Origin of the sequence: Sutterella sp. AM11-39, from assembly GCF_003472385.1 — a bacterium.
Classification (GTDB): Bacteria; Pseudomonadota; Gammaproteobacteria; order Burkholderiales; family Burkholderiaceae_F; genus Duodenibacillus; species Duodenibacillus intestinigallinarum.
The window spans coordinates 101,313-127,589 of the sequence record NZ_QRLV01000003.1 but is presented as its reverse complement, the minus strand read 5'-3'; the positions used below and the strand labels follow the sequence as shown (position 1 = coordinate 127,589).

The following is a 26,277-nucleotide window of genomic DNA, read 5'->3' as shown; positions in this document are numbered from 1 at the left end:
TTTTTCAGCAGGAGTGGCTTTATGGCGATTTGTCAAACCAAGGTTGTGCATGCACAGGCCGTTGCCGACAACGTTACGCATTTGAAATTGGCCGTCCCTGAAGGTTGTCAGTGGATGACCGGTCAGTTTGCGCGCATTGCGATGCCTTCGACGGCAGAGCCGCAGTGGCGCTGTTACTCAATTGCAAGCAAAGCCGGTGCCGATACGCTCGACTTTTTCATCGCCCGCGTCAAGGGCGGTGCGGTGAGTCCTCGCCTGTGCAACCTCAAGGCAGGCGAATCGATTCTGCTTGACACCGAAATGAACGGCATGCTCATTGAGTCGCGCCTGCAGCCGGGCGGCCGCGATCTGTGGCTGCTGTCCACGGGCACGGGCGTTGCTCCGTTCGTAGCCATCGTCTCCGACGAGTCGATCATGAACAAGTACGAACGCGTGTTCCTCGTTCACGGCGTGCGCAATTGGAACGAAACGCAGTACCTGCAGCATGTCTTAAAGCTTCAGCCCAAGCTGCGCGTGATGGCTTCCGTCACGCGCGACGCCGGCGCCTTGATTGACGTGCGCATTCCCGACGCGTTGGAAAGCGGCTTACTCGAAGCTACGGCTGAAGCCGAAATCACGCCGCAAGCAAGCCGCGTGATGCTTTGCGGCAACCCCGCCATGGTAAAGGCCGTTCGCGCCGCCATGCGAGCCCGAGGCATCGTCAGCCCGAGAAACGGCGAGCCCGGACAGCTGCTTGCCGAAAACTTCTGGCTCTGATTCCCGCACGCTGCCGATTTTTAGCCAAGAAAATCGGCAGTTTCTTCTTTTGATGTTTGCCGATGTCTGAAACAAACACCACAGAGCGCCTCGCCGAGGCGCTTTGCCGTCTTTTGCCCCAGACCCAATGCCGTCAATGCGGTTTTGACGGCTGTGCACAATACGCCCGCGCCATCGCCGAGGGAAGCGCCGAAATCAACCGCTGTGCCCCGGGCGGCAAGAAAGGCGTAGAAAAGCTTGCCGCGCTCACGGGACGTCCCGCGCTCGAAATCGACCCCGAATACGGCCGCGAGCTGCCCTTTGCCGTCGCTCGAATCGACCCCAAGCGCTGCATCGGCTGTCGCCTGTGCCACAGCGCTTGTCCGGTGGGTGCCGTGACGGGTATTCCCAAGCATCTATTTGCCGTCATAGAGTCCTCGTGCACCGGTTGCGGACTGTGCGTGTGTGCCTGCCCTGTCAATGCCGTCGAGATGATCGAAAACGGTCACGTCTGGACGGCAGAGGACGCCGAGCTCGCCAAAAAAGCCTATGAACGCACCAACGCCCGCCGCAGGGCCGGTGCCGAACGCCGCCGCGCGCAACTTGAAAAAGCCACCGACAACAAGAGCGCCGTGCTTATGCAGGCTTTGTTGATGGCCAAGTCGCTAAAAAAATCGTGAGGTTCGTCGTGAACGCCCAAATCCGTCGTCAGATTATGGAAAGGCTCAAGGCCGAGCGCCCCGAGCCCGAAAGTGAACTCAACCACAACAACGCCTTCGAACTTTTGATCGCCGTGATGCTCTCGGCGCAAGCCACTGACAAGAGCGTCAATTTGGCCACCCCCGCGCTTTTCGCCGCCATGCCGGACGCGGCAACCATGGCGCAAAAAACGCCCGAAGACGTCGAGCCATTCATCAAAACAATCGGCCTATACCGAAACAAGGCCAAACACGCCGTGGGTATTGCCAAGGCGCTGATGGAGCGCTTCAACGGTGAGGTTCCGCAGACCCTCAAAGACCTCATGTCGCTGCCGGGCGTTGGCGAAAAGACAGCCAAGGTGGTTTTGAACGTTGCCTTTCATAAGCCCTTCATTCCGGTTGATACGCACATCTTTCGCGTGTGCCAGCGCACCGGTCTCGTGCAAGCCAAAACGGCCAACGAATGCAGTGAAAAACTCGAAAAATCGCTGCCCGAGGAGTTCCGACTGGGCGCACATCATTGGATTCTGCTGCACGGACGCTACTGCTGCACGGCACGCAAGCCTCAGTGCACGAAGTGCCCGATCGCCGACCTGTGTCATTGGCCTGAAAAAGAGCTTCTCTGAAGTTGCGCCGCGATTTTCGGTTTTTGTATGGGCGGTGACTCGCCATGGAACACATCACGCTTGAACTTTTGCTCTATCTGGCTGCCGGCGCCGCTTTGGGCGGCTACGTCAACGGTCTTGCGGGTTTCGGAACCGGACTGATGAGTCTGGGCATCTGGCTGCAGGTGATGACCGTGGAGCAAGCCGTTCCGGTCGTCGCTGCCATGAGCGTGGCAAGCGGCGTGCAAAGTCTGTGGCTTACGCGCCAGGGCGTGAAGACGGGTTTGCATCGCCTGCCCCGTTTTCTGGTTCCCGCCTTGATCGGCTTGCCCGTGGGCGCATGGCTTCTCAATTGGATCGATGCGGCGCATCTGAAACTGGCCGTCGCCTTTTTCATGCTCTTTTATACCGCTTTTTTCCTGCTGCGAGGGAAGCTTTCCAAGGCCTTTACCAAGGAGCGTCCCGTCTGTGACAGCCTTGCCGGCTTTACGGGTGGCATCATGGGCGGCGCTGCATCCTTGTCGGGCGTCGTTCCCACGATGTGGTGCGCACTGCAGCCCTGGGACAAGTTTCAAACAAGCGCTGTTTTGCGCCCCTACAACGTCGTCATTCTGACACTTGCCTTCGTCTGGTATCTCGTCGCAGGTCACGTCTCTTTCATGACCTGGATCTTTACCGCGATCGCTTTTCCCGTCACGCTCATCTTTTCGCGCTTGGGCGTTGCCACCTTCCGTCGGCTCACCGACACGATGTTTCGCAATGTGCTCGTGGCGCTGATGGTGGTAAGCGCCTTCTCGATTCTCGCGCGGGAGTTTCTCGTCTGACCGCTAGCCGTTATGCAGAATCCGTACCTTTCATACGCCTCCGCACGTCTGGCCTGCATGTTCTACTTCATGGCGCCGGGCCTTGCCTACGGACTTGTCACCTCGCGCATGCCGGCACTCAAAAACATGACGGGCGCCACCGAAGGCGAGCTTGGCATCATCCTGCTTTTCTTCGGCTTTTCCGCCTTGATCGGTCTGGCGTTTGCGCCGCGTCTGATTGCGAAAATTTCCGCCAGAACGACGCTTCTGGTTTCGAGTCTCGCCTGCATGGTCTTCGTCGTGCTGGTGTCCTTCTCCACCTCGGTCTGGTACTTCGGCGCCACGATGGCGCTGTTGGGCATCTGCATGGGGCTTTGCGACGTCACGATGAATGTGCAGGGCGTCGAAGTCGAGCGCGCATACAAGAAAAGCTCGATGAATGTTCTGCACGCGGGCTATAACATCGGCGCGGCGGCCGCGGCCTGTGCGGGGTCCTTCTTTGCTGCCACAAGCCTGAGCGTGTGGGTGAACTTCCTATTGCCCGCGCTCGTCATGTCCGCCATGCTCTGGTGGGCCGAACCGCGTTTGGTGACGGGCACCGAAGGCAGAGCCGACAAATCCACTGCCGCATCGCCGGAGTCCGCCGAGCCCCAAAAGCGCCTTCCCTTCCTCGTCTGGATCTGCGGTCTGCTCTGTGTGTGCTGTTACGTGTCGGAAGGCAGTGTCGGCGAATGGGGAAGTCTGTATCTACATCAGGAAAAGGGCGCACCCGAATCAATTGCCGCACTGGTCTTTGCAGGCTTTTCGATGTGTTCTCTGCTTTGCCGTCTGACCGGCGACCGTCTGCGCAACAATTTCGGCGACTTTGCTGTCGGCACGGCGGGTGCAACGCTTGCGCTTGTCGGCATGCTGACCGTGCTCACGGCTTCGAGCTGGTCGGTTTGTCTCATCGGCTACGCCATGATGGGCCTGGGTCAGGCGCCGATCGTGCCGATCGCCTTTAGCCGCGCCGGCGCCATCAAGGGTGTCTCGACGGCCCGCGCGACATCGCTCGTTTCGCTTCTCGCCTACGCCGGGCTCTTGTTTGCGCCGCCTGCCTTCGGTCTTTCGGCCGAACACTTCGGTCTGCACACCGCACTTTGCGCCGTACCGGTTCTGCTCACATTCATGCTCGGACTGACCATCTTTCTCGGACGCCTCATCCGCCGCTCACGAGAAGAGAACGCATCAACGGCGGCCTGAAGTCCGAGAGAAACATCCGTCATTAATTGACGCAAGTGGTAGACTCCGAGGTAACCACACTTCGGAGTTTTCATCATGGCCATCATCGAATCCGCCACCCGAGACGCGCTTCTGGTCCTCAGAATTCTCAAGCTCATTCCGCGCAACCACTGGATCTCCACCCCGGAAATCAAGCAGGCGCTTGAGGAATCGGGCTATGCGATCGAACCGCGCCGTCTGCAGCGCATTCTGCGTGACATCCACCGATGCGAGGACCTGCACGTGGAATGCAACACCGCTGGCAAACCATACGGCTATCGGCGTATCCCCGATACGGATCTGGCCTCGGCCAAACTCACACCGCAGGAAAGCCTGCTACTGCGCCTGGCAGAAGAACACCTGAAGTACCAGGTTCCCGCCCGTATCATGAGTGCGCTCACGCCCTTGTTTGAGTCCGCCCGGCACGCACTCAACGAAACAAGCGCCGCATCCAAGCAAAACGCCTGGATGCAGAAGGTGGCGTTCGTGCCGGATTCGATTGCGCTGATGCCTCCGACCATTCTCATGCGCATTTTTGATAGCGTAAGCGAAGCCCTCTACCGGGACTCCAAGCTTGACATCGAATATCAAAACGTCAGCGGAGAATGCAAAAAGCGCACCGTCTCCCCGCTTGGGCTCGTGCAACAGGAACATCGTCTCTATCTGATCTGCAAGTTTGACGGCTACGACGACATCCGACACTTGGCTCTGCACCGTATCAAAACCGCGGAAGTGCTCGACTTCGCCGCCGATCGTCCTCAGGACTTCCGTCTGCAGGAATACATCGCACAACGTCACGTCAACTACAGCAACGGCGGCAAAGTGCACTTTATCGTCGAGTTCACGAACCCCGTCACCAAGACCATTCTCGAAGAAACGCCCTTTAACCGAACGCAGACGATCGAGAGTCTGCCCGACGGTGCCTGGCGTCTTGAAGCAATCATGGACGACACCGTTCTGCTTGACGGCTGGGTGGCAGCCTGGAAGACGACTGCAGGCATCCGTCGCGTCGAAAAGAAACCGATCAAGTGACCAACCCGATCAGCAAAAGCCGATTTTCCGAGCCGACGGCAAACCTTTGACCTTTATCTTCGGACCCGAGCTTTTGAGAAACGAACCTGTTGCGGGAAAGACGAAAGCGACCTTTGGCGACATTGCCGGTTTCGAGAAACTCTTCGTTGCGATAGACCGCCAGAGCCCAGTGCAAGTCGGCACGAAACGGCTTAAACCAGAAGCAACTGCCGAAATCGTCGGCATCGCCTAAGCTGCACGTATCGATATCTTTCCAGACATCGGCGCGGCACAGAAGCCGCAGCATCCAAAGATCGAAAGTTTTTTGCGATGTGATGTCGAGTTTGTTAAGCGACGTTCTGCGTGCCATATCCGATTGGCCTCTTCTTTTTGTTCCACCGTTTTTTCGTTACCCAAAGCATCTTAAAGACGCGTGCGACAACGATCGTCGCAGTCGGACAAAAAAGGAAAAAAAGACGTCGAATCGGCTGAGAAGTTACTTCTCGCAGGAGGCTACCAGCTCGCAGTAGAAAGCGTAGCGCTCGGGCTGAATACGGCCTTCGGCAAGAGCCGCCTTCACCGAGCAGCCGGGCTCGGACGTGTGCGTGCAGTTGTAAAAGCGGCAGCCGTCCACACAGGCGGCAATGTCAGGCATGGCGCGCAGGACGTCGAGCTTGGTGAGGTGCGCCAGACCGAACTCCTGGAACCCGGGGCTGTCAATGAGAGCGCTTTCCTTACCCTCAAAAACGGCGCTGTAGAGCGTCGTGTTGGTAGTGGTTTGCTTGCCGAGATCAAGCGCCTCGGAAAACTCCTGCGTGCGGGCCTGAGCCTCGGGGCAAAGCACGTTGAGAATGGTGCTCTTGCCCATGCCGGACTGCCCCATCAGAAGAACACGTTCCCCGGCGAAGGTTTCCGAAAGGACTTTGCGCGTCCCCTCGGGGTCGCTCAACGCAGAAACATTGAGCGTGCGCACGCCCAAGGCCTGAAGCGAAGCCAAAAACGCCTCGGCCTCCTGCGCCTTATCGGAAAGATCGGACTTGTTGCGGATCACCAGAACCGGAATGTCGGCAGCCTGTGCGGCCACAATTGCCTTCCAGACGAACTTGGGATTGAAGGTCGGACGGGAAGCAAACACGCAAGCCACCAGTGTCAGGTTGCTGGCCAACTCCTTGATGCGCCACTCGTCGCTTCGATACAGAAGGTTCGTGCGCGGCTCGATGCTTTCAATGGCCACGACTCCGCCCGAAGGCTGCGAGCAGATGACGATGTCTCCCACAACCACGTCTGACTTCTTGCCGCGGCGATGCGCTTCGTAGACGTTGCCGTCTACGGTCGTGACGTAATGATGTCGCCCATGCGTGCGGGTGACGCATCCGGTAAGTCGCGGCCCCTCAAGAGACTGTTGCTGGATTGCCTTACTCTGACGTGCCATGACTTAAGCCTGCTGCATGGTGAAGTTGCGGTGACGCAAGGCGCTTGCCTCAAGCAAAATTTCACTCTTGCGACGCAGGCGCGCATCGAGTTTTTCGTCGCGCAGCTTGCGTCGGCGCTCAATCGCCATGTTAAAGCGTGTGGCCTGAGTGCGGCGCTCGTCGTTGACGGCAGAAGCTTGATTGAAGCGGTCGCGCTGCTCAACCAGAAGAGCCGCGCGGATGCGGTGCGTCACATGCGGACGACGATGGTTGGCAAGCGAATAAAGGATGTTGGGCACAAGCGAATTGCGATAGTCACGGTGCAGCTTGGCGATGGCACGCACGAGCGGCTTGGAGCCCACCATTGCAACAGCGTAGGCGTCTTCGTCGTAGTCAAGCAGTCGCGTAAAGGCGTGAATCACAAAGACAGCCGGATAAAGCACCACCGGAACAACGGCGATGCAGATCGCAAAGAGCAGCCCCGGATTGATGGCACCGTTGGGAATCGCAAGCGACGGTTCGATGTTAAGCGACGCATAGAACCAGGTCTTTTCCGAGAGAAACGCCAGCCCCCACCAGAAAAGCGAGGAAATGCCGATGAAAAACACGAGACGCGCGGCATTGTGACAACGGTTGATGCGGCCGATGGCACAGGCGGCCACAGCGCAGATCTCCTCTTCCTTGAGACGAGCCAGCACGTGATTGAAGATCACCAGACGCGACTTGCCGCGGCGCTTGACGAGCATCGCGTTGCCGTGGCGCCAGCTCTTGGGACGAGCCATGGTGTAAATCTCGGTGTTGTCGAGTTCAAGCTGCTTGAGTAGCTTGGTGAGACGATCCTTGAGCGGTCCCTCACGCATAGGCTTGGTCTGAGCCGAAAAACCGATGATCTTGGGCGCAAGAGAAATACGCCAGATGTACCAGGCCGCCGTTGCAAGCAGCGCAAACGACCACCAGTGGTAGGACGCGCTTTCGCAGATGACCAGCACGGCAACCAGCACGGGCGCCAGAGAGCACCATCCCAGTAACAATTCCTTGAGCGCTTTGACAAGCCACTGCTTGGCAGGCGTCTTTTCAAAACCGTAGCGCTCGTTGATGCGGAATTCCTTCCACCAACATAGCGGAAAGTCGACGAGTGCGAGTACGAAGCTAATGAAAAGCGCAAGCGTGATGTGTGCCGCAAGCCCCTGTCCGCACAAAGCCGTAATGCCGGCGAGCAAAATGGTAAAGCCGCCGCCGAATGTCAGAAGAAGCGCGATGCCCGCGCCGACCAGCGCCGCAACCAGATCGCTTTGAATGACTTCGCCCGTGTAGTCAATCGCCTTGCGGTGTTCGGCAAGGGAGACGCGCGGCCGAAAAGCAGCCGGCACGACATTGGCTCCCGCTTCGGCACTTTTGACCTCGGAAATGGTGAGCGCGGTGTGAACGCACACGTAAAAAGCGATCAAAAGGACAAACAGAATACTGAGAACAGACGCAATGTCGGTCATGAAAAAACGATTACGGGACGAAGCGGATACAATAACCCATTAATCTTAATGGCCTCGCGCAGGAAATGCGCTTTTTTTACACTTACAGAGCACAAATGTCGGAAACGATTGAAAAAGATCCGCGTTACAGCGAAAGCAACCTGATTTGGCTAGACATGGAAATGACGGGACTGCAGCCCGAAGTCAACCGCATCATTGAGATCGCCTCCGTCATCACGGACGCTCAACTCAACGTACTGTCCGAAGGTCCGGTCATCGCCATTCATCAGTCCGAAGCCGTCATGAAATCGATGGACAGTTGGAACACTGCCACGCACGGCAGAAGCGGCCTGACCAAGCGCGTTCTCGAAAGCACGATCTCCGAAGAGAAAGCCACGGACATTTGTCTTGAGCATTGGTCACGTTTCGTACCCGCCGGCAAGTCTCCGATGTGCGGCAACACGATCGGTCAGGATCGACGCTTCATGGCACGCTGGATGCCGCGTCTGGAAGATTTCTTTCACTACCGCAGCATTGACGTGAGTTCGATCAAAGAGCTCGTGCGCCGTTGGAATCCGGCCATCATGAGTCAGTACCAGAAGTCCTCCCGGCACGAAGCCCTGAGCGACATTTATGACTCGATTGCCGAAATGAAGTTTTACCGTGAAAAAGTCTTCAAAATTTGATTGCCGCATATAGGAAAAAACTTTCCAAAATTCGGCGTTTTTCTAGTAAAATGGCGCCCTCGTTTGCGGTTTTGTCCTCAAACGACCGGGCCCATAGCTCAGTCGGTTAGAGCAGGGGACTCATAATCCCTTGGTCGAAGGTTCAAGTCCTTCTGGGCCTACCAATTCGCCGATAAGGCATGCAAGAACCTCACCTGGTTTCGCGACCAGTGAGGTTTTTTGCTTCTGTCACAGAATCAGCGAGCAAGCGGCTTGATTTCGGCTCGGTTAAAGAGCAGCTTCACCGAGGTCTGCGGCGCATAGAGACGGCTGCTCGAACGGTTCATCACGTCAACCGTGAGTTCGGCTCCAAGCGCCTCAATACGGTAACGGATGACGTTGCCGAGAAGCTGATGCGAGACAACCGTGCCCTGTACCGGGCTTGAGCAAGTGCTCGGATAAATGCCCCCTTCTTCCTGCACGTAGACCGATTCGGGACGCACGGCGTAGAGCTCTTCGCTGCCAACATCAAAAATCGCCGCAGCCTGCTCCTTGGTAAGAAGGTTGTATGAACCAATGAAGCGCGCCGCAAATTCGGTCGCGGGCGACAGATACACCTCCTCGGGCGTGCCCATCTGCACAAACTGCCCCTTGTTCATCAGAAAGATGCGATCGCTCATCGTCATCGCCTCTTCCTGGTCGTGCGTCACGAAAATCGTCGTAAGCTGCATCTCACGCTGAATCGAACGGATCTCGTCACGCAAATTGCGGCGGATGCGGGCGTCCAATGCCGACAGAGGTTCGTCGAGAAGCAGAATGCGGGGCTTGACGACGAGGGCACGAGCCAACGCCACACGCTGACGCTGACCGCCCGAAAGCTGATTGGGGTACTTCTTTTCATTGTTGGTGAGTTCCACCGTGCGGATGGCCTGCGCCACGCGGTGCAGAATTTCGTTTTTCTCAAGCCCCTGCATCTTCAAACCGAAGGCGATGTTTTCGGCGGCCGTCATGTTGGGAAAAAGAGCGTAGCTCTGAAACACCATCCCGATGCCGCGCTTTTGCGGCTTGGTATGCGTGATGTCTTCGCCGTTGACGAAGATGCTGCCCGCATCTGGCGCCTCAAGACCGGCAAGGCACCGCAACAGCGTCGATTTGCCGCAGCCCGAGGGACCGAGCAGCGTGATGAACTCCCCCTCTTCGATCGCAAAGGAAAGATCCTCGAAAACCCTGGATGCACCGAAATGCTTGCTAAGGCCTTTCACAACAACATAGTGATTCGTTTGATCCATGACTTACTTTCTTTTGTAGCGAGGTGTTCGGTTATTGCGCTTTCTGACTGCGTTCGCGCTTGGGTCGGGAGAGGTACATGGCCGCCCACGTGAGAATCAGCGTAAGGAAGAAGTACGTCGCCACGATGGCGGCATTGAGGTGGCCGCTCGTCATGCGCTTGGTATAGAGGTATATCTGAAGCGTCTCGTAGCGCGTCCCCACGAGGATGTTGGCAAAGACGAATTCGCCCATCAAAAACGAGAAGCTCAGAAAGAGCGAGGCCAGAAGCGCACGGTTGAGGTTCGGTAGGATACAGCGCATGAAAGCCGAGAAGGTGTTTGCGCCCAAAAGATGCGCCGCATCAATCAAGTCCTTGAGGTTGATGCCTTCAAGGCCATTGGCTAGCGCTCTGTACATGAAGGGAACCGTGATGGTGAAATAGGTCCCCACCAGAATCCAAGGCGTTCCCACGATCACGAAGGGCTCGCCCGCGTAGATCTGCAGCAGCCCTACGGAACTCACCACCGGCGGCACCGCAAAGGGCAGGATGATGAGAATCTCCATCAAATCCTTGAGCTTGGGGAAATAATAGAAAACGGCAAACACAGCGGGCAGCACAAGCAACGTCGAAAACGCGAGCGTTGCGAGGCAAATAAAGAAGCTTCGGCCCAGGGCTGCAAGGAAACGCGGGTCGGAGAGCAACTGTTCGAACCAGCGCGTGGTAAGCCCGTCGGGCAGAATCGTTGCGCCCCAGCTCGAAGAAAAGGCGTAGATCACAGTCGCAGCGATCGGCAGCAGCAAAATCAATGCCGTAACCCCGATCACGGTCTTGTGGTAGAGCTGCCAGCCGCGGCTTTTATCCTGCAAATCAATACGCGGCATGGTAGGACCTCCGGATCAGGAATCGGTAGAGTGCCGTAACGAAACCCAAAATCAGAATCAAAAGCACCGAGAGCGCCGCCGCCAGATTGGGCTGGAAGAAAATGTCGCCCACGACGAGCTGCCCGATGCGGATCGTGATGAGATTGTAGTTGCCGACGGTAAGCGCATAAGCGCTTGCGTAAGCGCCCATGGCATTGGCAAAAAGAATCGTGAACGTACCGGCAAGCGCAGGCAACATCACGGGGATGGCCACGCGGCACCAGTATTGAAGACGTCCTGCGCCCATGGTGAAGGCCGCCTCCTCCCATTCGGGCTTTAAAGCACCGAAGGCCGGAAACAGGAGCAATGTTCCGAGCGGAATCTGGAAGTATGTGTAGATGAGAAATAGCCCCTCGATGCCGTAGACGTTGAAATTGTCGATGATGCCCCACTTTTTGAGAAGCAGCGTGATCGCACCGTTGAAGCCCAAAATGATGATGAAGGCAAAGGCAAGCGGAACACCCGAGAAGTTGCTCGTCATGTTCGTAAAGCTCACCATCGCGTCGCGCAGGCCGCCGGGCACCTTCTGCAGACTTGCCGCCGCAAAGGATGCTATCAGCAGCCCCACAAGCGCACTCCCGAAGCTGAGCCACAGCGAATTGGTAAAGGCCTGGGCGTAGAAGGCGTCACCAATGAGTTCCGTGTAGTTGGTCAGCCCCCACTCAACGTCCTCTTCCACCCAAAACGAATTAACAAGCACCCAGATCATGGGCACGATCTGAAAGGCAAAGAAGACGACGGCAAACGGCACGAGCAACAGTGAGTGTCCGATGTTCGACCATCGATCTGACAAAGTTTTCATACAACAAATAAAAATTTCTACCGGACGGCAAAAACTCGCTCGGCACAATGCACATCGGACGTAATCGCCGGTTCGTCTCAGATTTTACAGTAGAGGCCGTAAAGCCCCTGACTTAATGACATGAACCACCCTTAATATCAGGGGAGGACGTCAATAGATGGCATCGGTGCGTCACACACAAACCAAAAAGCGGTCCCGGCAGCAAACCGGAAACCGCTCTTGCCAAAGCTTGCGGATCAGCCGTAAACGATCACTTCATGTGGATCGACACCTTGCTCTGCCAGTTACGTGACAGACGCGCCGTGGTCTTCGTCCAGGCAGCGAAATCCTTCACCGGTCGAGCCTTGGCGTACTGTTCGCTCGGAAGCATCTTTGCTGCAACGTCTTCAGGCAACTTGATGTGATCGATGCGAATCGGACGAGCATAGCCGCCGGCCAGATTGATCTGACCTTCATCGGACAAGATGAACTCGCGCGTGAACTTGGCAGCGTTCGGATGCTTGCTGTATTTGTTGAGAATCGTCGTGTAGCCGCTCATGACGCTGCCTTCGGACGGAATCACAACCTCAAAGCGGTTGCGATCGATCTGATCGCGATAGTTGAGCGCATTGAAGTCCCACAGCATGCCGACTTCCACTTCGCCCTTTTCAAGATTCGCCACCACCGGATCGACCATCGACAGGCGTCCCTGCTTTGCGATCTTGGCAAAGAAGTCATAGGCCGGATTGAGATTCTTTTCATCTCCACCGAAAGCAATGGCCGCCGCGAGCACGGAGTAGTTGGCCTGAGCGGCAGAACCCACGGCGCCCACGGACACGCGGTAGGTACCCTTGAGCAAGTCGCTCCACGTGCGCGGAATGTCCTTGACGAGTTCCTTATTGATGATGAATGCCACCGTGCCGGTGTAGGCAAGGCACCAGTGACCATCCGGATCCTTGGCCCAGCCCGGAATCTGATCCCAAGTCGATGGTTTGTAGGGCATTGTGATGCCGCGCTTCTTGGCGATTTCACCGAATTCAAAACCCACGTCGCCGATATCGGACGTCGCATTTTCGCCCTCAGCCATAAACTTCGAAATCTGTTCGGCCGAAGCCATGTCCGTATCCTGCGTCTTAATCTTGTACTTCGTCTGAAGATCGTTCCACGTCTTCACCCAATTGGCCCAGGTATTCGGCATGCCTACCGAATAAACGGCACCTTCCTTCTGCGCAGCCTGCAGAAGGGCTTCAACTTCGGGAGTCGCGGCCTGGGAAACCGTTGCTCCGAGAGCACAGGCGGCAACAAGGGTTGCGGCAAACGTTTTCTTCATTGAAAGTCTCCTCGTGTGTTGGATTTTTTCACTCGTTGTTCATTTCTCGGGCAAATCGGCGCAAGCGTCCGATTAAATATCCCGCCGTATGAGCGGTCGCCTGAATGGCTTCAATGGCGGCATCGATATTGACGATCGGAAGACGCCCCGCGATGTATTGTCGAATTTCATCGCGCAACACGTCTTCAGCCGGGCGGTTCTGCATCTGCGCCATTGTCTCGAGCGCAATGCGCGCCTGAGGCGGCAGCGCCCTCATGGCAATTTCAAGTTCTTCGGCAGAAAGATTTTTCGGATCCACTGTTTTCTCGATCTTCTTTTTCTGAACGATTTCGATGCCTGCTATGGACACCGAACGATCGAAAGGCAGTATAGCAATTGCCGCTCGTCGCCTCTAACCGAAAAAATATCGTGCAATCGGTGCTTTTTGGATATGTCGCAGCTTTCGCCATCCGTTACACTCACTGATCGACCGATTGAACATGTTTCAGTAATGCATTGATGGATTGAAGGCACATTATGTTTCGCCAAAACGGTACGCACTTACGGGTTGAATTTCATCTTGACAGGAGCAGCCCCATTTCGCTGGATCGGCAGATCGCGCAGACCGTGCGGGAAGCCGTTCAAAAAGGCTTGCTGCAGCCCGGCGACCGCATTGTGCCCATTCGATTGCTTGCCAAACATCTGGGCGTTGCCCGCGCTACGGTTGACTCCGCCTTCGCCATTCTGATCGCCGAAGGGTATCTGGAAACATCGCGCGGCCGAGGCAGTTTCATTTCCACGAAGCTTCCCCTGCAGAACAATTTCGATGCCGTGTCCTGCAACATACCGAGCACTACGCCCGTCAAACCAAAATCAATCGGTCGGCACGCCGCTTTCTGCGCACAGGCACTCGACGATCTGGCGGTGCAGGCTTCTGTGCCGCTTGCAATCGCAAGCACCTCGCGGGAAGCAAGCCCCGGACGCGAATTCACCGACATTCTGATCAAGAACGTTCAGCAAAACACACTCAAGCTCACCTATTCCGACCCGCAGGGTTGCAAAGAACTGCGCGAAGCGATCTGCGGCGTGGCCCAACGGCTGCGAGGCGTCAAGGCCCGCCCCGAACAGGTGATCATCACCTCGGGTAGTCAGCTCGGTCTTCTGATGAGCCTCAAGATTCTCTTTTCGCCCGGAGACAAAGTATGGATCGAAGATCCTCAGTACCCGCTGCTTCGCGCCGCCACCAGAACTCAGGACATCGTGCCTGTGTTTGTGCCGGTCGACAAAGAGGGCTTTAACCTGCAAAAGGCCCTTGAGATCGATCCGACGGCAAAAGGCGTCTTTTTAACACCCTCGCATCAGTGTCCGCTCGGCATGATGACGAGCATCCAACGTCGTCGTGACATCCTTCAGTGGGCCTCCGAATCCGGAGGCTGGATTGTGGAAGATGACTACGACAGCGAGTTGCGCTACGGAGGTAATCTCGCTTACCCAAGTCTTCAGGGAATGGATTCCGGCAACAACGTAATCTACATCGGCACATTCTCGAAGTCTCTGTTTCCGGGACTTCGACTGGGTTATATGGTGGTACCCGACGATCTCGTCAAAGCCTTTTCCGGCATGCGCTTTCTCATCGACCGTCAGAGCAATGAAATTCTGCAGCTCTCGGTAGCCGAATTCATAAAGACGGGGCTCTATGAAACGCATCTTTTGAAGATGCGCCGCATCTTTGAAGCACGCCGAGACTATCTCATAGAAGCCGTGTCCGACAATTTCGGTGACTGGGGCAAATTCATCGCCACCGGTCAGGGCATGCACATGACCTTTGTTTTCAACAACCCTGACATTGACGACGAAGCCGTCGCCGATCTGTGCCGTCGTCAGGGCGTGGAATTGCGCTCCATCTCGTCGTTCTCGACGGGGAGGCCCCTTTACAAAGGCCTCATTATGGGCTTCGGTCACTTCCCGCCCGCGCAACTTTTGGCAGCCGTTTCCCGCATCGGGTTCGTTCTACGCGACAAGTTTGCCGCCTTCGGACCGGCGTAAGACACTCCATCCACAGCAAACATAACAAAGCCTTCCGTTTCAGCTCCACACAGAGAAGACTCGGAAGGCTTTTTGTTGTCCTACTCCGAAGCCGGAGTAGGACATCGGATCGAACGGCCGATTACTTGCCGCAGATCGTTGCAAGCTTGCGCCAGGTATCAACAACGGTGTCGGGATTGAGCGAGATCGACTCAATACCTTGTTCCATCAACCAGGCGGCAAGGTCAGCGTGATCGGACGGCCCCTGACCACAGATGCCGACGTACTTACCGCGTTCACGGCAGGTGCGGATGGCAATCTTCAGGAGTTCCTTCACGGCCGGATCGCGTTCATCGAAGCTGCTGGCAACAAGACCGGAGTCGCGGTCCAGACCCAGCGTGAGCTGCGTCAAATCGTTGGAACCAATCGAGAAGCCGTCGACGTAGTCGAGGAACTGGTTGGCGAGGATGGCGTTGGACGGAATTTCGCACATCATGTTCAGGCGCAGACCGTTTTCACCGCGCTTGAGACCGTACTTGGCGAGAATTTCCGTGACAGCCTTGATTTCGCCGATCGTGCGAACAAACGGAACCATCAGTTCGACGTTGGTGAGACCCATTTCGTCGCGCACGCGCTTCATGGCGAGGCATTCCATCTCGAAGCAATCCGCAAAGCTGTGAGCAATGTAGCGGGAGGCGCCGCGGAAGCCGAGCATCGGGTTTTCTTCATCGGGTTCGTAGCAGGCGCCGCCGACGAGCTTCTTGTATTCGTTGCTCTTGAAGTCGGACATACGGACGATGACCTTGCGCGGCCAGAAGGCGCAGGCAATGGTAGCCACGCCTTCGGCGAGCTTGCTGATGAAGAATTCGCGCGGGCTTTCGTAGCCCTGCGACAGACGTTCCACCGTGTCGCGCAGTTCGCTCGGGATGTTCGGGTAGTCCAGAACAAGCTTCGGATGCAGACCGATGTTGTTGTTGATGATGAATTCAAGGCGAGCCAGACCAACACCCTTGTTCGGGAGCTGGCAGAACTCGAAGGCGAGCTGCGGGTTGCCGATGTTCATCATCACCTTGACGGGGATTTCGGGCAGAGCGCCGCGCTTGACATCTTCAACCGTGAAGTCGAGCAGACCGTCGTAGATGTTGCCGGTATCGCCTTCGGCGCAGGAAACGGTGACCTGCTGGTCTTCCTGGAGCACTTCGGTGGCGTCGCCGCAGCCGACTACAGCCGGAATACCGAGCTCACGGGCAATAATGGCCGCGTGGCAGGTACGACCGCCGCGGTTGGTGACGATGGCCGATGCTCGCTTCATCACGGGTTCCCAGTTGGGGTCCGTCATGTCGGTGACAAGCACGTCGCCCTTCTGCACGCGATCCATTTCGGCGGCGCTGTGAACGATGCGCACGGGACCCGCACCGATCTTCTGACCGATGGCGCGGCCCTGTACCAGAACCTTGCCCTTGCCGTTCAATGTGTAGCGCTGCTGCACGTCGGCAGTGGCCTGACGGCTCTTGACCGTTTCCGGACGAGCCTGAAGGATGTAGATCTTACCGTCGAGACCGTCCTTGCCCCATTCGATGTCCATCGGACGACCGTAGTGCTTTTCAATGATGCAGGCGAACTTGGCGAGTTCCATCACGTCTTCGTCAGTGATGGCGAAGCGACGGCGGTCTTCATCGGGAACATCGAGCGTACGCACCGTACGGCCGGACTTGCCTTCCGTATCGAATTCCATCTTGATGAGCTTGCTGCCGAGCGTCTTGCGGACGATCGCCTTCTTGCCCTGTTCGAGCATGGGCTTATGCACATAGAACTCATCGGGGTTGACTGCACCCTGAACCACGGTCTCACCGAGACCGTAGCTGGCCGTCACGAACACAACCTGATCAAAGCCGCTTTCGGTGTCGAGCGTGAACATCACGCCGGCAGCACCCTTGTCGGAACGGCACATACGCTGCACGCCTGCGGACAGGGCCACTTCAACGTGCGTGAAGCCCTTGTGAACGCGATAGCTGATGGCGCGGTCGTTGTAGAGCGAAGCGAACACTTCGCGCATATGACGCAGAACGGCTTCAATGCCAACCACGTTCAGAACGGTTTCCTGCTGACCGGCGAAGGATGCGTCGGGCAAGTCTTCGGCGGTGGCGGAAGAACGCACGGCCACGGAGATTTCTTCCTGACCGTCCTTGAGCCATTCGTAAAATTCGCGGATTTCCTTTTCGAGTTCGGCGGGGAACGGAGCGGCTTCAACCCAGCTGCGGATTTCAGCGCCGGCCTTGGCAAGCTCGTTCACGTCGTCAACGTCCAGACCTTCCAGACGCGCGGCGATGCGGTCTTCAAGGCCTCCTTCCTTCAGAAACAGGCGAAACGCTTCGGCCGTCGTGGCAAAGCCGTCCGGCACACGAATACCAGCATCGGTCAGCTGACTGAGCAGTTCGCCCAGAGAAGCATTTTTGCCGCCCACACGATCAACGTCGGTCATGCGTAGCTGGCTGAAGGGAAATACATAACGGCCTTGAACCATTTGATCCTCTTTATCTCCCGGAATAACTGTGTCCGGGCAGGTTGTTGGTAAAAAACATGCGTATTTTAACGACTCAGCCTCGCCCATACCAATAGGCGCGACGCAGTCGCCTAGGCGAAATATAGTAGCAATTTGCAACGGAGACCATTTCGCCTTTTTCGAGCCTTTCTGAGCAGAGGCCAACAAGAGGTCGGACTTTACCATTTGTTAGCCGAAACGGGCTTGGTGTGACGTCGGTTTTTGTTAGACTTTGAAGCTCTTCTTGTGCGTGCTCCGTGAGCGCGCGTCGTTTATTTTTTCGCGAAAACACACCTATGTCGGAAGATCAAAAGACCGATACGCCCGCTAACCCCAACTGGCGCCCCGTTTTCATTGTGAGCGACGGCACGGCCATCACGGCTGAAACGCTTGCGCACTCCGTGCTCACTCAGTTTCCGAACCTCAACTACGACCGCGAACGCATTCCGTTTATCGACACGGTCGAAAAGGCCACGCAAACGGCCGAACGAATCAATGCAACGCTGCACCGCACGGGCGTGCGTCCTCTGGTGTTCTCCACCTTCGTTGATCCGGTGATTTCCCGCGCTTTCATCAACAGCAACGAAGGTTTTCAGATCGAACTCTTCCGCTCGTTCGTCGGTCCGCTCGAGCAGGAACTGCACATGAAAAGCGAGCACACGATCGGCGCCACGCACAAGATTCGCGACGAAGAACGCTACAACAAGCGCATTGCCGCCATCGACTATACGCTCTCGCACGACGACGGTCAGACGAACCGCGGCTTGGATCAGGCCGAAGTCATTCTCGTTGGTGTTTCCCGCTCCGGCAAGACGCCGACTTCGCTTTTCCTGGCCATGCAGTTCGGCATCAAGGTCGCCAACTATCCTCTTATTCCGGAGGATTTCGAGCGCGGGTGCCTGCCCGACATCCTGCTGCCTTTGCGCCACAAACTCTTCGGTCTTTCCATCAAGCCCGAGCGTCTGTCTGAAATCCGCAACGAACGCCGTCCGGGTTCGCGATACGCCAGCATTGAAAATTGCCGAGACGAAATCCGCAACGCTGAAGCACTGATGACCCGCAACGGCATCGAGTGGCTCAACTCCACCACCAAGTCCATCGAGGAAATTGCCGCAACGATCGTTGCCAAGTTCCATCTGCAGGGCGTCTCAACCCGCGTCTAATGCAGCGAATCGTCGATTCGGACTTCAAAGCCGGCTTTGTCTGCAAAGCCGGCTATTTTGTGTCCGTCGACTCAAAATAGCAATTTGGCTATTGGGACTATCACTTTTATTGCTTTTTAGCTTTTATTTGATGCGGATCAAATTGCAAAAGCACCAAAAGGTTTTAGGAGTCCCCTTTGCCTCTACACCATCTTTTCCCTTTTAAATCAAAACACTAAGTCGAAATTATCCTTTTCGATTTTGTCAGCTCATACGAATTGCCGATCTTCAAGCAACGTCCGCAGACCCACAAGATGCGGGCTTTGGCATTAGCATTGCAGTCAAAGTGCCCGATCGCAACGTTAAGCGGCTGCCTCGACCCGTTCAACGTCCGGTCGGCTGGTGCGTTTTTTTTGCGCGCCCAAAAGAAAGACCAATTTGCAATCAAGGAGAGAATTCCATGAAAAAACCTGTTCGTGTTGCCGTAACCGGTCCTGCCGGCAATATTGGCTATGCCCTGCTGTTTCGCATTGCAGCCGGCGACATGCTCGGCCCCGATCAGCCCGTTATTCTCCAACTGCTCGAACGCAACACGCCGGAAAGTGCCGCTCGCCTCAAGGGCGTTATGATGGAATTGGCCGACTGCGCCTTCCCGCTTCTTGCCGACATGACGTCCACAGCCGACCCGATGGTCGCCTTCAAGGATGCCGATGCTGCGATCCTTGTTGGTGCTCGTCCGCGCACCAAGGGCATGGAACGCTCCGAACTGCTCTCTGCCAACGGCGCCATCTTCACCGAACAGGGCAAGGCGCTCGACGCTGTCGCCAGCCGCGACGTCAAGGTTCTTGTGGTGGGCAACCCCTGCAACACCAACGCATACATCGCCATGAAATCGGCTCCGTCACTCTCGCCCAAGTGCTTCTCCGCAATGCTGCGTTTGGATCACAACCGCGCCCTCTCGCAACTTTCCGGCATCACCGGCAAACCCGTGACGACCATGCACAAGATGGCCGTCTGGGGCAACCATGCGCCCTCGATGTATCCGGACATTCGCTACTGCACGATTGACGGCAAGCCCGCCGCCGAATGCGTTGATCAGACCTGGTACCGAGACACCTTTATACCGACCGTCGGCAAACGCGGCGCGGCCATCATTGAAGCCCGCGGCGCAAGCTCGGCCGCATCGGCCGCATCGGCCGCCATCGACCACATGCACGATTGGTTCCTCGGCAGCAACGGCGACTGGGTCACGATGGGCGTTCCCTCCGACGGCAGCTACGGCATCCCCGAAGGCCTCGTCTGCGGCATGCCCTGCATCTGCGACGGCAAGGGCAACTACGAAATCGTCCAGGGTCTGAACTTCGACGCCTTCAGTCAGGAAAAACTCGACAAGACAGTCGGCGAACTCGTCGCTGAAGCGCAGGCCGTTCAAAGCCTGCTCTAAATCGTCTGAGCAACGACAAGGCGCATGCGTCAGGCGCCTGTCGCGCTCGATCGAACACCGCTTGGGATAGACATCCGAGCGGTGTTTTTTTACAGTACTGACCGTGAAACCTCTGACTTTATTAAGGCTAGGACGTCAAGCTTTAGGTCATGCAAAAAAAGACAGACAACACCACCTCAGTTTATGCGGCGTCGCCGCGGCTTTCCGCCGTGCTCGCGCGACTCGACGATCTTTCCGCGATTCCGGCCGCCGATCTGGCGAACCATCCTCGGGAAGTACCGTTGGCCGTGCTCGACTCCAACGTGGTTTTTGACGTGTGGTATTGGAACGACAAGGACGCGCAGGCGCTCAAGACCGCCATTCTTGAAAAGCGCCTGCGACTCGTCTCAACCCCGAGCTGCCTGAAGGAATTTGCCGTGGTGCTGGATAGACCTCAATTCAAGCTTTCCGAGTCCGAACAAGACCGGCTACTTGAAAACGTGCTCTCGCACGTCACGGTAGCCCGCTCTTCCGTCGAAGGTATGGTGCGATGCCGAGACACCGACGACGAGAAGTTTCTCAATCTCGCCTTTGAAACCCGGGCTGACTTTCTCTTTACAAAGGATAAAACCGTCCTGCGCGCCGGCCGCAGGCTTGTCTCACTGGGCACAAAAACAATGAAGCCCGCTGAATTCAACGGACTTCACCTTGCATCAGAACTGTCTTAGGACTGCGGCAGCGTGTCCTTGCAGTCACCGCCGCGGCGCACGGCTTCGATAAATTTTTGAATCTTGTCGTGATCCTTGATGCCGCGGGCCGTTTCAACGCCGCTTGCGGCATCCACCGCCCACGGACGCATAGTGCGGATCGCCTGACTGACATTCTGTTCTTTGAGACCGCCGGCCACAATCAGAGGCTTGCGAATCTGATCGCGGATCTTACCCACTCCTTCCCAATCGAACGACTGTCCGCAGCCGCCGTACTCCGGCGTTGCGGCGTCGGCCAACAGGGCCACGGCCATCGGGTATTCATCCTGAGCCTTGAGAAGATCCTCTGGGCTCTTGACCGCCACAGCCTTGACGTAGGGCACATGGAACTGGTCGCAGAACGCGCGCGATTCGTTGCCGTGGAACTGCAGCACACAGTCCGGGAACATCGCGAGGTGTTCACGCACCTCTTCGCTCGTCGGATTCACAAAAACAAGCACCTTGGTGACGGAAGACGGCACCAGACTCAGCAGGCACATGAGTCGGGACGGCGTGACGTACCGGGAACTGCCCGGATAGCACACAAAGCCCACCGCATCGGCACCCGATTGAACGGCGGTCAATACATCGTCTTCCAGCGTGAGCCCGCACAATTTAATGCGGACACGGTTCGTATCATCTGCGGCAGTATTTGAAAACAGCATTTTGTCTTTCTTTTTTATTGCTGATAAAAGTAGCTCGCCCAAGAGGCATTCGAGCATGGGCGAATGGTACCGATTCGGCGGCTGCCTTGCATAGGCAGGACATCTTAGTTGGGAGGAAATTCAAATTCGGCAGAACTCGGAAAGGTCATTGCGCCACAACAGCCGCCACAGCCAGCCCCAGGAAAATGAGTGCCGAAGCTTTGTTCAAAACAAACTGAACCCGAGGTGATCGAATCGTATCGGAAAGCACCCCGGCAAAAAGCGCGCAGCCTGCCATCACCACAAAGGCGCACAGCGTAAAGACAGCGCCAAGAAGTCCCATTTCGGAGGCCATCTGCCAGCCCGTCGCTCCTTTGCTCGCAAACTGCGGGAAAAAGGCCAGAAAGAAGATCTGCACCTTGGGGTTGGTGACGTTCATGATGACGCCGCGACGCAGCAATACAGCGAGACTGATGCGTTCTGCCTGCGTTTGACCGATGGACACGGGAGCGTGCCAGGCGCCCCAGGCAAGATACACAAGGTACGCAGCGCCCGCAAGACGAATGGTCCAGAAAAGCCATGGGCTGGCTGCGACCACCGCCGCAAGGCCCGCAGCGGCCGCCGCCGTCTGAATGAGGCAGCCGATCATGAGTCCGACGACCACCGCCAGCCCAGCGCGTGCGCCCGACTGTGCCGACTGAGCCAGCACATAGAGAATGTCAGGACCGGGAGCGGCAGCAAGCACCAGGCTTGCAGCGGCAAACGAAAGCAGTACGGCAGCGTCCATCTTTGTCAAGCTTGAGCGTTAAAAAAGGCCCGGTGGATTTGCGTTCTCCAGCAGGCCTTTTTGTCAAACGTGAGTCTGATTAACCCACCCAAACGCGCGCGTTTTCAAACATGCGCATCCAAGGCGAGAAGGCGCCCATTTCACGCGGATGCCAGGACAGTTGCACCGTGCGGTGGCTGCGTTCCGGATGCGGCATCATGATCGTGAAGCGACCGTCGGGTGTGGTCACGGAGGTCACGCCGCCGATTGAGCCGTTGGGATTGAGCGGATAGCGTTCGGTGGGCTCACCGTTGCCGTCGACATAGCGCGCCGCAATCAAAGCGGTCTGTGCGTCTTCGGGACGATCCCACTGTACGCGACCTTCGCCATGGGAGTTCACGATCGGCATGCTGCTGCCGGCCATGCCGCGGAACAGAATCGAGGGGCTCTCCTCGATACGCAGCTGCACGCAGCGAGCTTCGAATTGTTCGGAACGGTTGCGTACGAACTGCGGCCAGGCTTGCGCCCCCGGAATCAGGCTCTTTAAGCGGCTCATCATCTGGCAGCCGTTGCAGATGCCCAAAGCAAAGGTATCCGTACGGTTGAAGAACGCCGAGAACATGTCCGAAAGCATGGCGTTGTGAAGGATGGTCTTGGACCAGCCGCCGCCGGCACCCAGCACGTCGCCGTAGGAGAAGCCGCCGCAGACGGCCAGGCCCACGAAGTCTTCAAGCGTGATGCGGCCGGTAAGCAGATCGGTCATGTGCACGTCATAGGCTTCAAAGCCCGCGCGAGTGAATGCCGCAGCCATTTCGGTCTGGGAGTTGACACCCTGTTCGCGCAACACGGCAAGCTTCGGACGTACACCTGTGGCAATATAGGGAGCGGCAATGCGCTCTTCGTTGTCAAAGGTGGTCTTTACGAACAGTCCCTTGACGTCCTTGTCACACATCCAGTCGGTTTCGCTGTCGGCGCACGCCGGGTTATCGCGGTTGCGGGCGATGGCGTTGGAAACTTCGCACCAGGCGCGCGTGAGGTCCGTGCGGGCTTCGCGCAAGATTTCCTTGCCGTGTTCAAGAACGACGAGCGCGTCCTCGTCGTTGAGCTCGCCCACAGTCTTAAACACTGCTTCCAGCCCTTCGGCCTTGACTTCGGCCATCACTTCGTCGAGACGATCTGCAGGTACCTGGATGAGCGCACCGAGTTCTTCGGCAAAGAGCCCTTCAAGAGCATTGCCGCCCAGCATTTCGGCATTGAGAGTCACACCGCAGTGCGAGGCAAACATCATTTCCGCTGCCGTTGCGGCAAAGCCGCCGTCACTGCGGTCGTGATAGGAAAGGACGCAACCGGCAAGCGTGAGCTTACGAATCAGACGCACGAATTTGGCGAGCGTTTCGGGGCAGTCCACATCGGGAGCCGTGTCGCCGAAGCTCTGCACGCACTGCGCGAGAATAGAGGCGCCCATGCGGTTCTTTCCGAAACCGAGGTCGGCGGCAAGGAGCACACTCTTTACATCCTTACGGAGTTCCGGTGTGAGCGTCAGGCGCACGTTGCCAACAGGCGCTGCTGCCGAGACGATGAGCGATACCGGACTCGTCACACACTTGGCTTCTTCGCCGTCCTTCCAGGCGGTGCGCATTGAGCAGGAATCCTTGCCCACGGGAATCGAAATACCCAGCTTCTGGCAAATGACGCTCGCGGCTTCAACGGCGCTAAAGAGCTTGGCGTCTTCACCCGCAGCACCGCAGGCGGCCATCCAGTTGGCCGAAAGCTTCACAAGCGAGAGATCAATGTCGGCGGCGGCAATGTTGGTGAGAGCCTCGCCCACAGCCATCCGGCTGGCGGCAGCGGCATCAATCACGGCCACAGGCGTACGTTCGCCCATTGCCATGGCTTCGCCCGCCTCCGACGTAAAGGAAACGCAGGTCACCGCGCAGTCGGCAACCGGCACCTGCCAGGGACCGACCATCTGATCGCGGCTTACGAGACCGCCCACGGAGCGATCGCCGATCGAAATCAGGAAGGATTTGTTGGCCACCGTCGGGTGCTTGAGCACGCGGTAAAGAGCTTCCTTGAGCGTCACGTCGGTCTTGAAACCGGACAGATCGGCCTTGACGCTCGTCACGTTACGGTGCATGCGCGGCGGCTTGCCGAGGAGCACTTCCATGGGCATCTGCACGGCGCGGTCTTCACCCTTGCGGCCTTCCACAATCAGTTCGCCGTCTTCGGAGATGGCGCCCAGCACAGCGTACGGGCAACGTTCGCGGCGGCAGAAGTCATCAAACTTTTCAAGCGACTCCGGAGCAATTGCGAGCGCATAGCGTTCCTGGCTTTCGTTACACCAGACTTCGAGCGGGCTCATGCCCTTTTCTTCAACCGGCACCTTGTCGAGAGACAGACGTGCGCCGTGCCCCGAGAGGTCGGCAAGTTCCGGCATAGCGTTCGAAAGACCGCCCGCACCGATGTCGTGAATGGCCAGAATCGGATTGTCCTTGCCGCACGACCAACAGCGGTCGATCACTTCCTGAGCGCGGCGCTCCATTTCGGGGTTGCCTCGCTGCACGCTGTCAAAGTCAAGCGCTTCAGCATTCGAACCCGAAGTCATGGAACTTGCGGCGCCGCCACCCAGACCGATGCGCATACCCGGGCCGCCGAGCACGATCAGGAGCGTGCCGGCAGGCAACTCGAGCTTCTTGGTTTGATCGTCGCGGATGTTGCCGATGCCGCCCGCAAGCATGATGGGCTTGTGGTAGCCGTAGCGGGTGTCGCCCACGCGCGCTTCGAAAGCGCGGAAGTAACCGAGAATGTTGGCGCGACCGAATTCATTGTTAAAGCTCGCGGCACCGATGGGGCCCTCGGTCATGATTGACAGAGGCGTAGCGATGCGCGAGGGAGCACCGTAAATCTTGTCTTTGCCGCAGTCGCAGTCGGCGGCGGTGTTCTTGTCGTTTTCCCATTCCTGAGCCTTGCCCGGCAGATGCAGAGCCGAGACAGTAAAGCCACACAGGCCCGCCTTCGGACGAGCGCCGCGACCCGTTGCACCTTCATCGCGAATTTCGCCGCCCGAACCCGTGGAAGCTCCCGGGAACGGAGAAATAGCGGTCGGATGGTTGTGGGTTTCGACCTTAAAGACAGTATGGGTCGGTTCCTTGATTTCTTCGTAATGAGAACCAAAGCGGTCTTCGGCCGACGGACGCGGATAAAGACGGTCGACCTCAGGGCCTTCGAAGACGGCAGCGTTGTCGGCATAGGCAATGATGGTGCCGCGGGGTGCCGCCTTGTGCGTTTCACGGATCATGCCAAACAGGGTCTTTTCCTGTTCGACGCCGTCAATCGTGAACTTGGCATTGAAGATCTTGTGGCGGCAGTGCTCGGAGTTGGCCTGCGCGAACATCATCAGTTCAACGTCCGTGGGATTGCGCTGTTGCTTGGTAAAAGCGTCAACGAGATAGTCAATTTCGTCGGCAGCCAGCGCAAGGCCCATTTCGACGTTGGCCGCTTCCAGCGCTTCCTTGCCGCCCGCAAGAATGTCAACGGTGCGCATTTCGCGGCCCTGAACGTCGGAAAAGAGCACGGCAGGATCGGCGTCGGCCGCAAGCACCGTCTCGGTCATGCGATCGTGCAGCAGAGCCGCAACGGCAGCCTGATCAACGTCGTCCTCGACCGAAAGCGTATAGAGCACGCCGCGCTCGACGCGGGCCACCGCATCGATGCCCGTGTTGTGCACGATGTCGGTTGCCTTTGAAGCCCAGGGGCTGATGGTGCCCAGACGCGGCACAACCAGGAACTGAAGATTGCCGGCCTTTTCATCTGCCGGATCCCCATAATCAAGAAGCGCGGCCAGACGCTGCGCTTCATCTTCGGTCAAATCTCTCGAGATATGCACAAAGTGCAGATAGCGGCCGGAGACGGCCTGCACGGCAGGACACACGCCGCGCAGCTGCTTGAGGAGACGCTCGGCGCGAAATTCGGACAACGCGCAAGAGCCGGGAATGCGAAGAACGGAGATCTGTGACATCTTGGAAATTCAACCGCTGAGATTGCAAAGAAA

At 57.3% G+C, this 26,277-nt stretch carries 23 protein-coding genes and 1 tRNA gene; 12 read left to right on the top strand and 12 right to left on the bottom strand.

The genetic code is table 11. The features are described 5' to 3' along the window. Positions 1-21 precede the first annotated feature (21 nt). From DW133_RS03860 to DW133_RS03835, 6 genes are all read left to right on the top strand, one after another. A complete protein-coding gene (locus DW133_RS03860) occupies positions 22-756 on the top strand; it encodes an FAD-binding oxidoreductase (RefSeq protein ID WP_118275329.1) in 735 nt (244 codons plus the stop codon). A gap of 62 nt (positions 757-818) precedes the next feature. After that, positions 819-1,415, top strand: coding sequence for an RnfABCDGE type electron transport complex subunit B (locus DW133_RS03855; protein ID WP_118275328.1), 597 nt, complete (start codon positions 819-821; stop codon positions 1,413-1,415). An 8-nt stretch (positions 1,416-1,423) separates the two neighbouring features. Next, positions 1,424-2,059 (top strand): endonuclease III, encoded by a 636-nt coding sequence (gene nth, locus DW133_RS03850; protein WP_118275434.1) that lies wholly within the window; start codon positions 1,424-1,426, stop codon positions 2,057-2,059. Positions 2,060-2,103: 44 nt separating this feature from the next. Further along, positions 2,104-2,862 (top strand): sulfite exporter TauE/SafE family protein, encoded by a 759-nt coding sequence (locus tag DW133_RS03845; protein WP_118275327.1) that lies wholly within the window; start codon positions 2,104-2,106, stop codon positions 2,860-2,862. A gap of 12 nt (positions 2,863-2,874) precedes the next feature. Continuing rightward, positions 2,875-4,083 (top strand): MFS transporter, encoded by a 1,209-nt coding sequence (locus tag DW133_RS03840; protein ID WP_118275326.1) that lies wholly within the window; start codon positions 2,875-2,877, stop codon positions 4,081-4,083. A gap of 75 nt (positions 4,084-4,158) precedes the next feature. Continuing rightward, complete coding sequence (locus tag DW133_RS03835) at positions 4,159-5,133, top strand: YafY family protein (protein WP_118275325.1); 975 nt, start codon at positions 4,159-4,161, stop codon at positions 5,131-5,133. Here the strand turns inward: DW133_RS03835 and DW133_RS03830 are convergent. The 3 genes from DW133_RS03830 to DW133_RS03820 all read right to left on the bottom strand — a co-directional run bounded on the left by DW133_RS03830 (position 5,126) and on the right by DW133_RS03820 (position 8,014). After that, positions 5,126-5,482 carry a hypothetical protein gene (locus DW133_RS03830; protein ID WP_147408858.1) on the bottom strand — a complete coding sequence of 119 codons (357 nt, stop codon included), beginning with the start codon at positions 5,480-5,482 and terminating at the stop codon, positions 5,126-5,128. The two genes, DW133_RS03835 and DW133_RS03830, sit on opposite strands and share 8 nt — an antisense overlap. Positions 5,483-5,608: 126 nt before the next feature. Then, positions 5,609-6,544 carry a ribosome small subunit-dependent GTPase A gene (rsgA, locus tag DW133_RS03825; protein ID WP_118275323.1) on the bottom strand — a complete coding sequence of 312 codons (936 nt, stop codon included), beginning with the start codon at positions 6,542-6,544 and terminating at the stop codon, positions 5,609-5,611. Positions 6,545-6,547: 3 nt separating this feature from the next. After that, positions 6,548-8,014 (bottom strand): M48 family metalloprotease, encoded by a 1,467-nt coding sequence (locus DW133_RS03820; RefSeq protein WP_118275322.1) that lies wholly within the window; start codon positions 8,012-8,014, stop codon positions 6,548-6,550. A gap of 95 nt (positions 8,015-8,109) precedes the next feature. On the opposite strand from DW133_RS03820, the gene orn reads away from it, so the two are divergent. Further along, complete coding sequence (orn, locus tag DW133_RS03815; RefSeq protein WP_118275321.1) at positions 8,110-8,679, top strand: oligoribonuclease; 570 nt, start codon at positions 8,110-8,112, stop codon at positions 8,677-8,679. Between the two features lie 87 nt (positions 8,680-8,766). Beyond that, positions 8,767-8,843, top strand: a tRNA-Ile gene (locus DW133_RS03810). 72 nt (positions 8,844-8,915) lie between these two features. Here DW133_RS03810 and DW133_RS03805 read toward each other — a convergent pair. The 5 genes from DW133_RS03805 to DW133_RS03785 all read right to left on the bottom strand — a co-directional run bounded on the left by DW133_RS03805 (position 8,916) and on the right by DW133_RS03785 (position 13,308). After that, a complete protein-coding gene (locus DW133_RS03805) occupies positions 8,916-9,947 on the bottom strand; it encodes an ABC transporter ATP-binding protein (RefSeq protein ID WP_118275320.1) in 1,032 nt (343 codons plus the stop codon). Between the two features lie 31 nt (positions 9,948-9,978). Beyond that, a complete protein-coding gene (locus DW133_RS03800) occupies positions 9,979-10,809 on the bottom strand; it encodes an ABC transporter permease (protein ID WP_118275319.1) in 831 nt (276 codons plus the stop codon). Next, a complete protein-coding gene (locus DW133_RS03795) occupies positions 10,796-11,650 on the bottom strand; it encodes an ABC transporter permease subunit (protein WP_118275318.1) in 855 nt (284 codons plus the stop codon). Before DW133_RS03795 ends, DW133_RS03800 begins: the two co-directional genes overlap by 14 nt. 250 nt (positions 11,651-11,900) lie before the next feature. Next, a complete protein-coding gene (locus tag DW133_RS03790) occupies positions 11,901-12,959 on the bottom strand; it encodes an ABC transporter substrate-binding protein (RefSeq protein ID WP_118275317.1) in 1,059 nt (352 codons plus the stop codon). 28 nt (positions 12,960-12,987) lie between these two features. After that, positions 12,988-13,308, bottom strand: a complete 321-nt coding sequence (locus DW133_RS03785; protein WP_233542101.1) for a hypothetical protein — start codon at positions 13,306-13,308, stop codon at positions 12,988-12,990. A 167-nt stretch (positions 13,309-13,475) separates the two neighbouring features. Between DW133_RS03785 and DW133_RS03780 the strand changes: the two genes are divergently transcribed. Next, the gene (locus DW133_RS03780) at positions 13,476-14,984 is read left to right on the top strand and encodes a PLP-dependent aminotransferase family protein (RefSeq protein ID WP_118275316.1); all 1,509 of its coding nucleotides are present in this window, start codon (positions 13,476-13,478) and stop codon (positions 14,982-14,984) included. 121 nt (positions 14,985-15,105) lie between these two features. On the opposite strand, the gene ppsA is transcribed toward DW133_RS03780, so the two are convergent. Next, positions 15,106-17,487, bottom strand: a complete 2,382-nt coding sequence (gene ppsA, locus DW133_RS03775) for a phosphoenolpyruvate synthase (protein WP_118275315.1) — start codon at positions 17,485-17,487, stop codon at positions 15,106-15,108. Between the two features lie 314 nt (positions 17,488-17,801). Between ppsA and DW133_RS03770 the strand changes: the two genes are divergently transcribed. The 3 genes from DW133_RS03770 to DW133_RS03755 all read left to right on the top strand — a co-directional run bounded on the left by DW133_RS03770 (position 17,802) and on the right by DW133_RS03755 (position 20,798). Then, a complete protein-coding gene (locus tag DW133_RS03770; protein ID WP_118275314.1) occupies positions 17,802-18,668 on the top strand; it encodes a pyruvate, water dikinase regulatory protein in 867 nt (288 codons plus the stop codon). Between the two features lie 439 nt (positions 18,669-19,107). Further along, positions 19,108-20,091: a malate dehydrogenase gene (locus DW133_RS03760; RefSeq protein ID WP_118275312.1), complete on the top strand. Its 984-nt coding sequence runs from the start codon at positions 19,108-19,110 to the stop codon at positions 20,089-20,091. Positions 20,092-20,240: 149 nt separating this feature from the next. Next, positions 20,241-20,798: a putative toxin-antitoxin system toxin component, PIN family gene (locus DW133_RS03755; RefSeq protein ID WP_118275311.1), complete on the top strand. Its 558-nt coding sequence runs from the start codon at positions 20,241-20,243 to the stop codon at positions 20,796-20,798. On the opposite strand, the gene DW133_RS03750 is transcribed toward DW133_RS03755, so the two are convergent. From DW133_RS03750 to purL, 3 genes are all read right to left on the bottom strand, one after another. Then, positions 20,795-21,481 (bottom strand): phosphoribosylanthranilate isomerase, encoded by a 687-nt coding sequence (locus DW133_RS03750; RefSeq protein WP_118275310.1) that lies wholly within the window; start codon positions 21,479-21,481, stop codon positions 20,795-20,797. The two genes, DW133_RS03755 and DW133_RS03750, sit on opposite strands and share 4 nt — an antisense overlap. A gap of 145 nt (positions 21,482-21,626) precedes the next feature. Continuing rightward, on the bottom strand, positions 21,627-22,247 hold the full coding sequence (locus DW133_RS03745; RefSeq protein ID WP_118275309.1) for a LysE family translocator: 621 nt from the start codon (positions 22,245-22,247) through the stop codon (positions 21,627-21,629). A 79-nt stretch (positions 22,248-22,326) separates the two neighbouring features. Beyond that, on the bottom strand, positions 22,327-26,244 hold the full coding sequence (gene purL, locus DW133_RS03740; RefSeq protein WP_118275308.1) for a phosphoribosylformylglycinamidine synthase: 3,918 nt from the start codon (positions 26,242-26,244) through the stop codon (positions 22,327-22,329). Between the last annotated feature and the right edge of the window lie 33 nt (positions 26,245-26,277).

Bases quoted from the DNA above. Each gene is read 5' to 3' on its own strand.
- rsgA (WP_118275323.1), bottom strand. From the start codon at position 6,544: ATGGCACGTCAGAGTAAGGCAATCCAGCAACAGTCTCTTGAGGGGCCG.
- DW133_RS03755 (WP_118275311.1), top strand. From the start codon at position 20,241: ATGCAAAAAAAGACAGACAACACCACCTCAGTTTATGCGGCGTCGCCG.
- DW133_RS03790 (WP_118275317.1), bottom strand. From the start codon at position 12,959: ATGAAGAAAACGTTTGCCGCAACCCTTGTTGCCGCCTGTGCTCTCGGA.
- ppsA (WP_118275315.1), bottom strand. From the start codon at position 17,487: ATGGTTCAAGGCCGTTATGTATTTCCCTTCAGCCAGCTACGCATGACC.
- DW133_RS03805 (WP_118275320.1), bottom strand. From the start codon at position 9,947: ATGGATCAAACGAATCACTATGTTGTTGTGAAAGGCCTTAGCAAGCAT.
- DW133_RS03745 (WP_118275309.1), bottom strand. From the start codon at position 22,247: ATGGACGCTGCCGTACTGCTTTCGTTTGCCGCTGCAAGCCTGGTGCTT.
- DW133_RS03750 (WP_118275310.1), bottom strand. From the start codon at position 21,481: ATGCTGTTTTCAAATACTGCCGCAGATGATACGAACCGTGTCCGCATT.
- DW133_RS03830 (WP_147408858.1), bottom strand. From the start codon at position 5,482: ATGGCACGCAGAACGTCGCTTAACAAACTCGACATCACATCGCAAAAA.
- DW133_RS03845 (WP_118275327.1), top strand. From the start codon at position 2,104: ATGGAACACATCACGCTTGAACTTTTGCTCTATCTGGCTGCCGGCGCC.
- DW133_RS03770 (WP_118275314.1), top strand. From the start codon at position 17,802: ATGTCGGAAGATCAAAAGACCGATACGCCCGCTAACCCCAACTGGCGC.
- purL (WP_118275308.1), bottom strand. From the start codon at position 26,244: ATGTCACAGATCTCCGTTCTTCGCATTCCCGGCTCTTGCGCGTTGTCC.
- DW133_RS03855 (WP_118275328.1), top strand. From the start codon at position 819: ATGTCTGAAACAAACACCACAGAGCGCCTCGCCGAGGCGCTTTGCCGT.
- DW133_RS03820 (WP_118275322.1), bottom strand. From the start codon at position 8,014: ATGACCGACATTGCGTCTGTTCTCAGTATTCTGTTTGTCCTTTTGATC.
- DW133_RS03780 (WP_118275316.1), top strand. From the start codon at position 13,476: ATGTTTCGCCAAAACGGTACGCACTTACGGGTTGAATTTCATCTTGAC.
- DW133_RS03800 (WP_118275319.1), bottom strand. From the start codon at position 10,809: ATGCCGCGTATTGATTTGCAGGATAAAAGCCGCGGCTGGCAGCTCTAC.
- orn (WP_118275321.1), top strand. From the start codon at position 8,110: ATGTCGGAAACGATTGAAAAAGATCCGCGTTACAGCGAAAGCAACCTG.
- DW133_RS03860 (WP_118275329.1), top strand. From the start codon at position 22: ATGGCGATTTGTCAAACCAAGGTTGTGCATGCACAGGCCGTTGCCGAC.
- DW133_RS03760 (WP_118275312.1), top strand. From the start codon at position 19,108: ATGAAAAAACCTGTTCGTGTTGCCGTAACCGGTCCTGCCGGCAATATT.
- DW133_RS03835 (WP_118275325.1), top strand. From the start codon at position 4,159: ATGGCCATCATCGAATCCGCCACCCGAGACGCGCTTCTGGTCCTCAGA.
- DW133_RS03795 (WP_118275318.1), bottom strand. From the start codon at position 11,650: ATGAAAACTTTGTCAGATCGATGGTCGAACATCGGACACTCACTGTTG.
- DW133_RS03840 (WP_118275326.1), top strand. From the start codon at position 2,875: ATGCAGAATCCGTACCTTTCATACGCCTCCGCACGTCTGGCCTGCATG.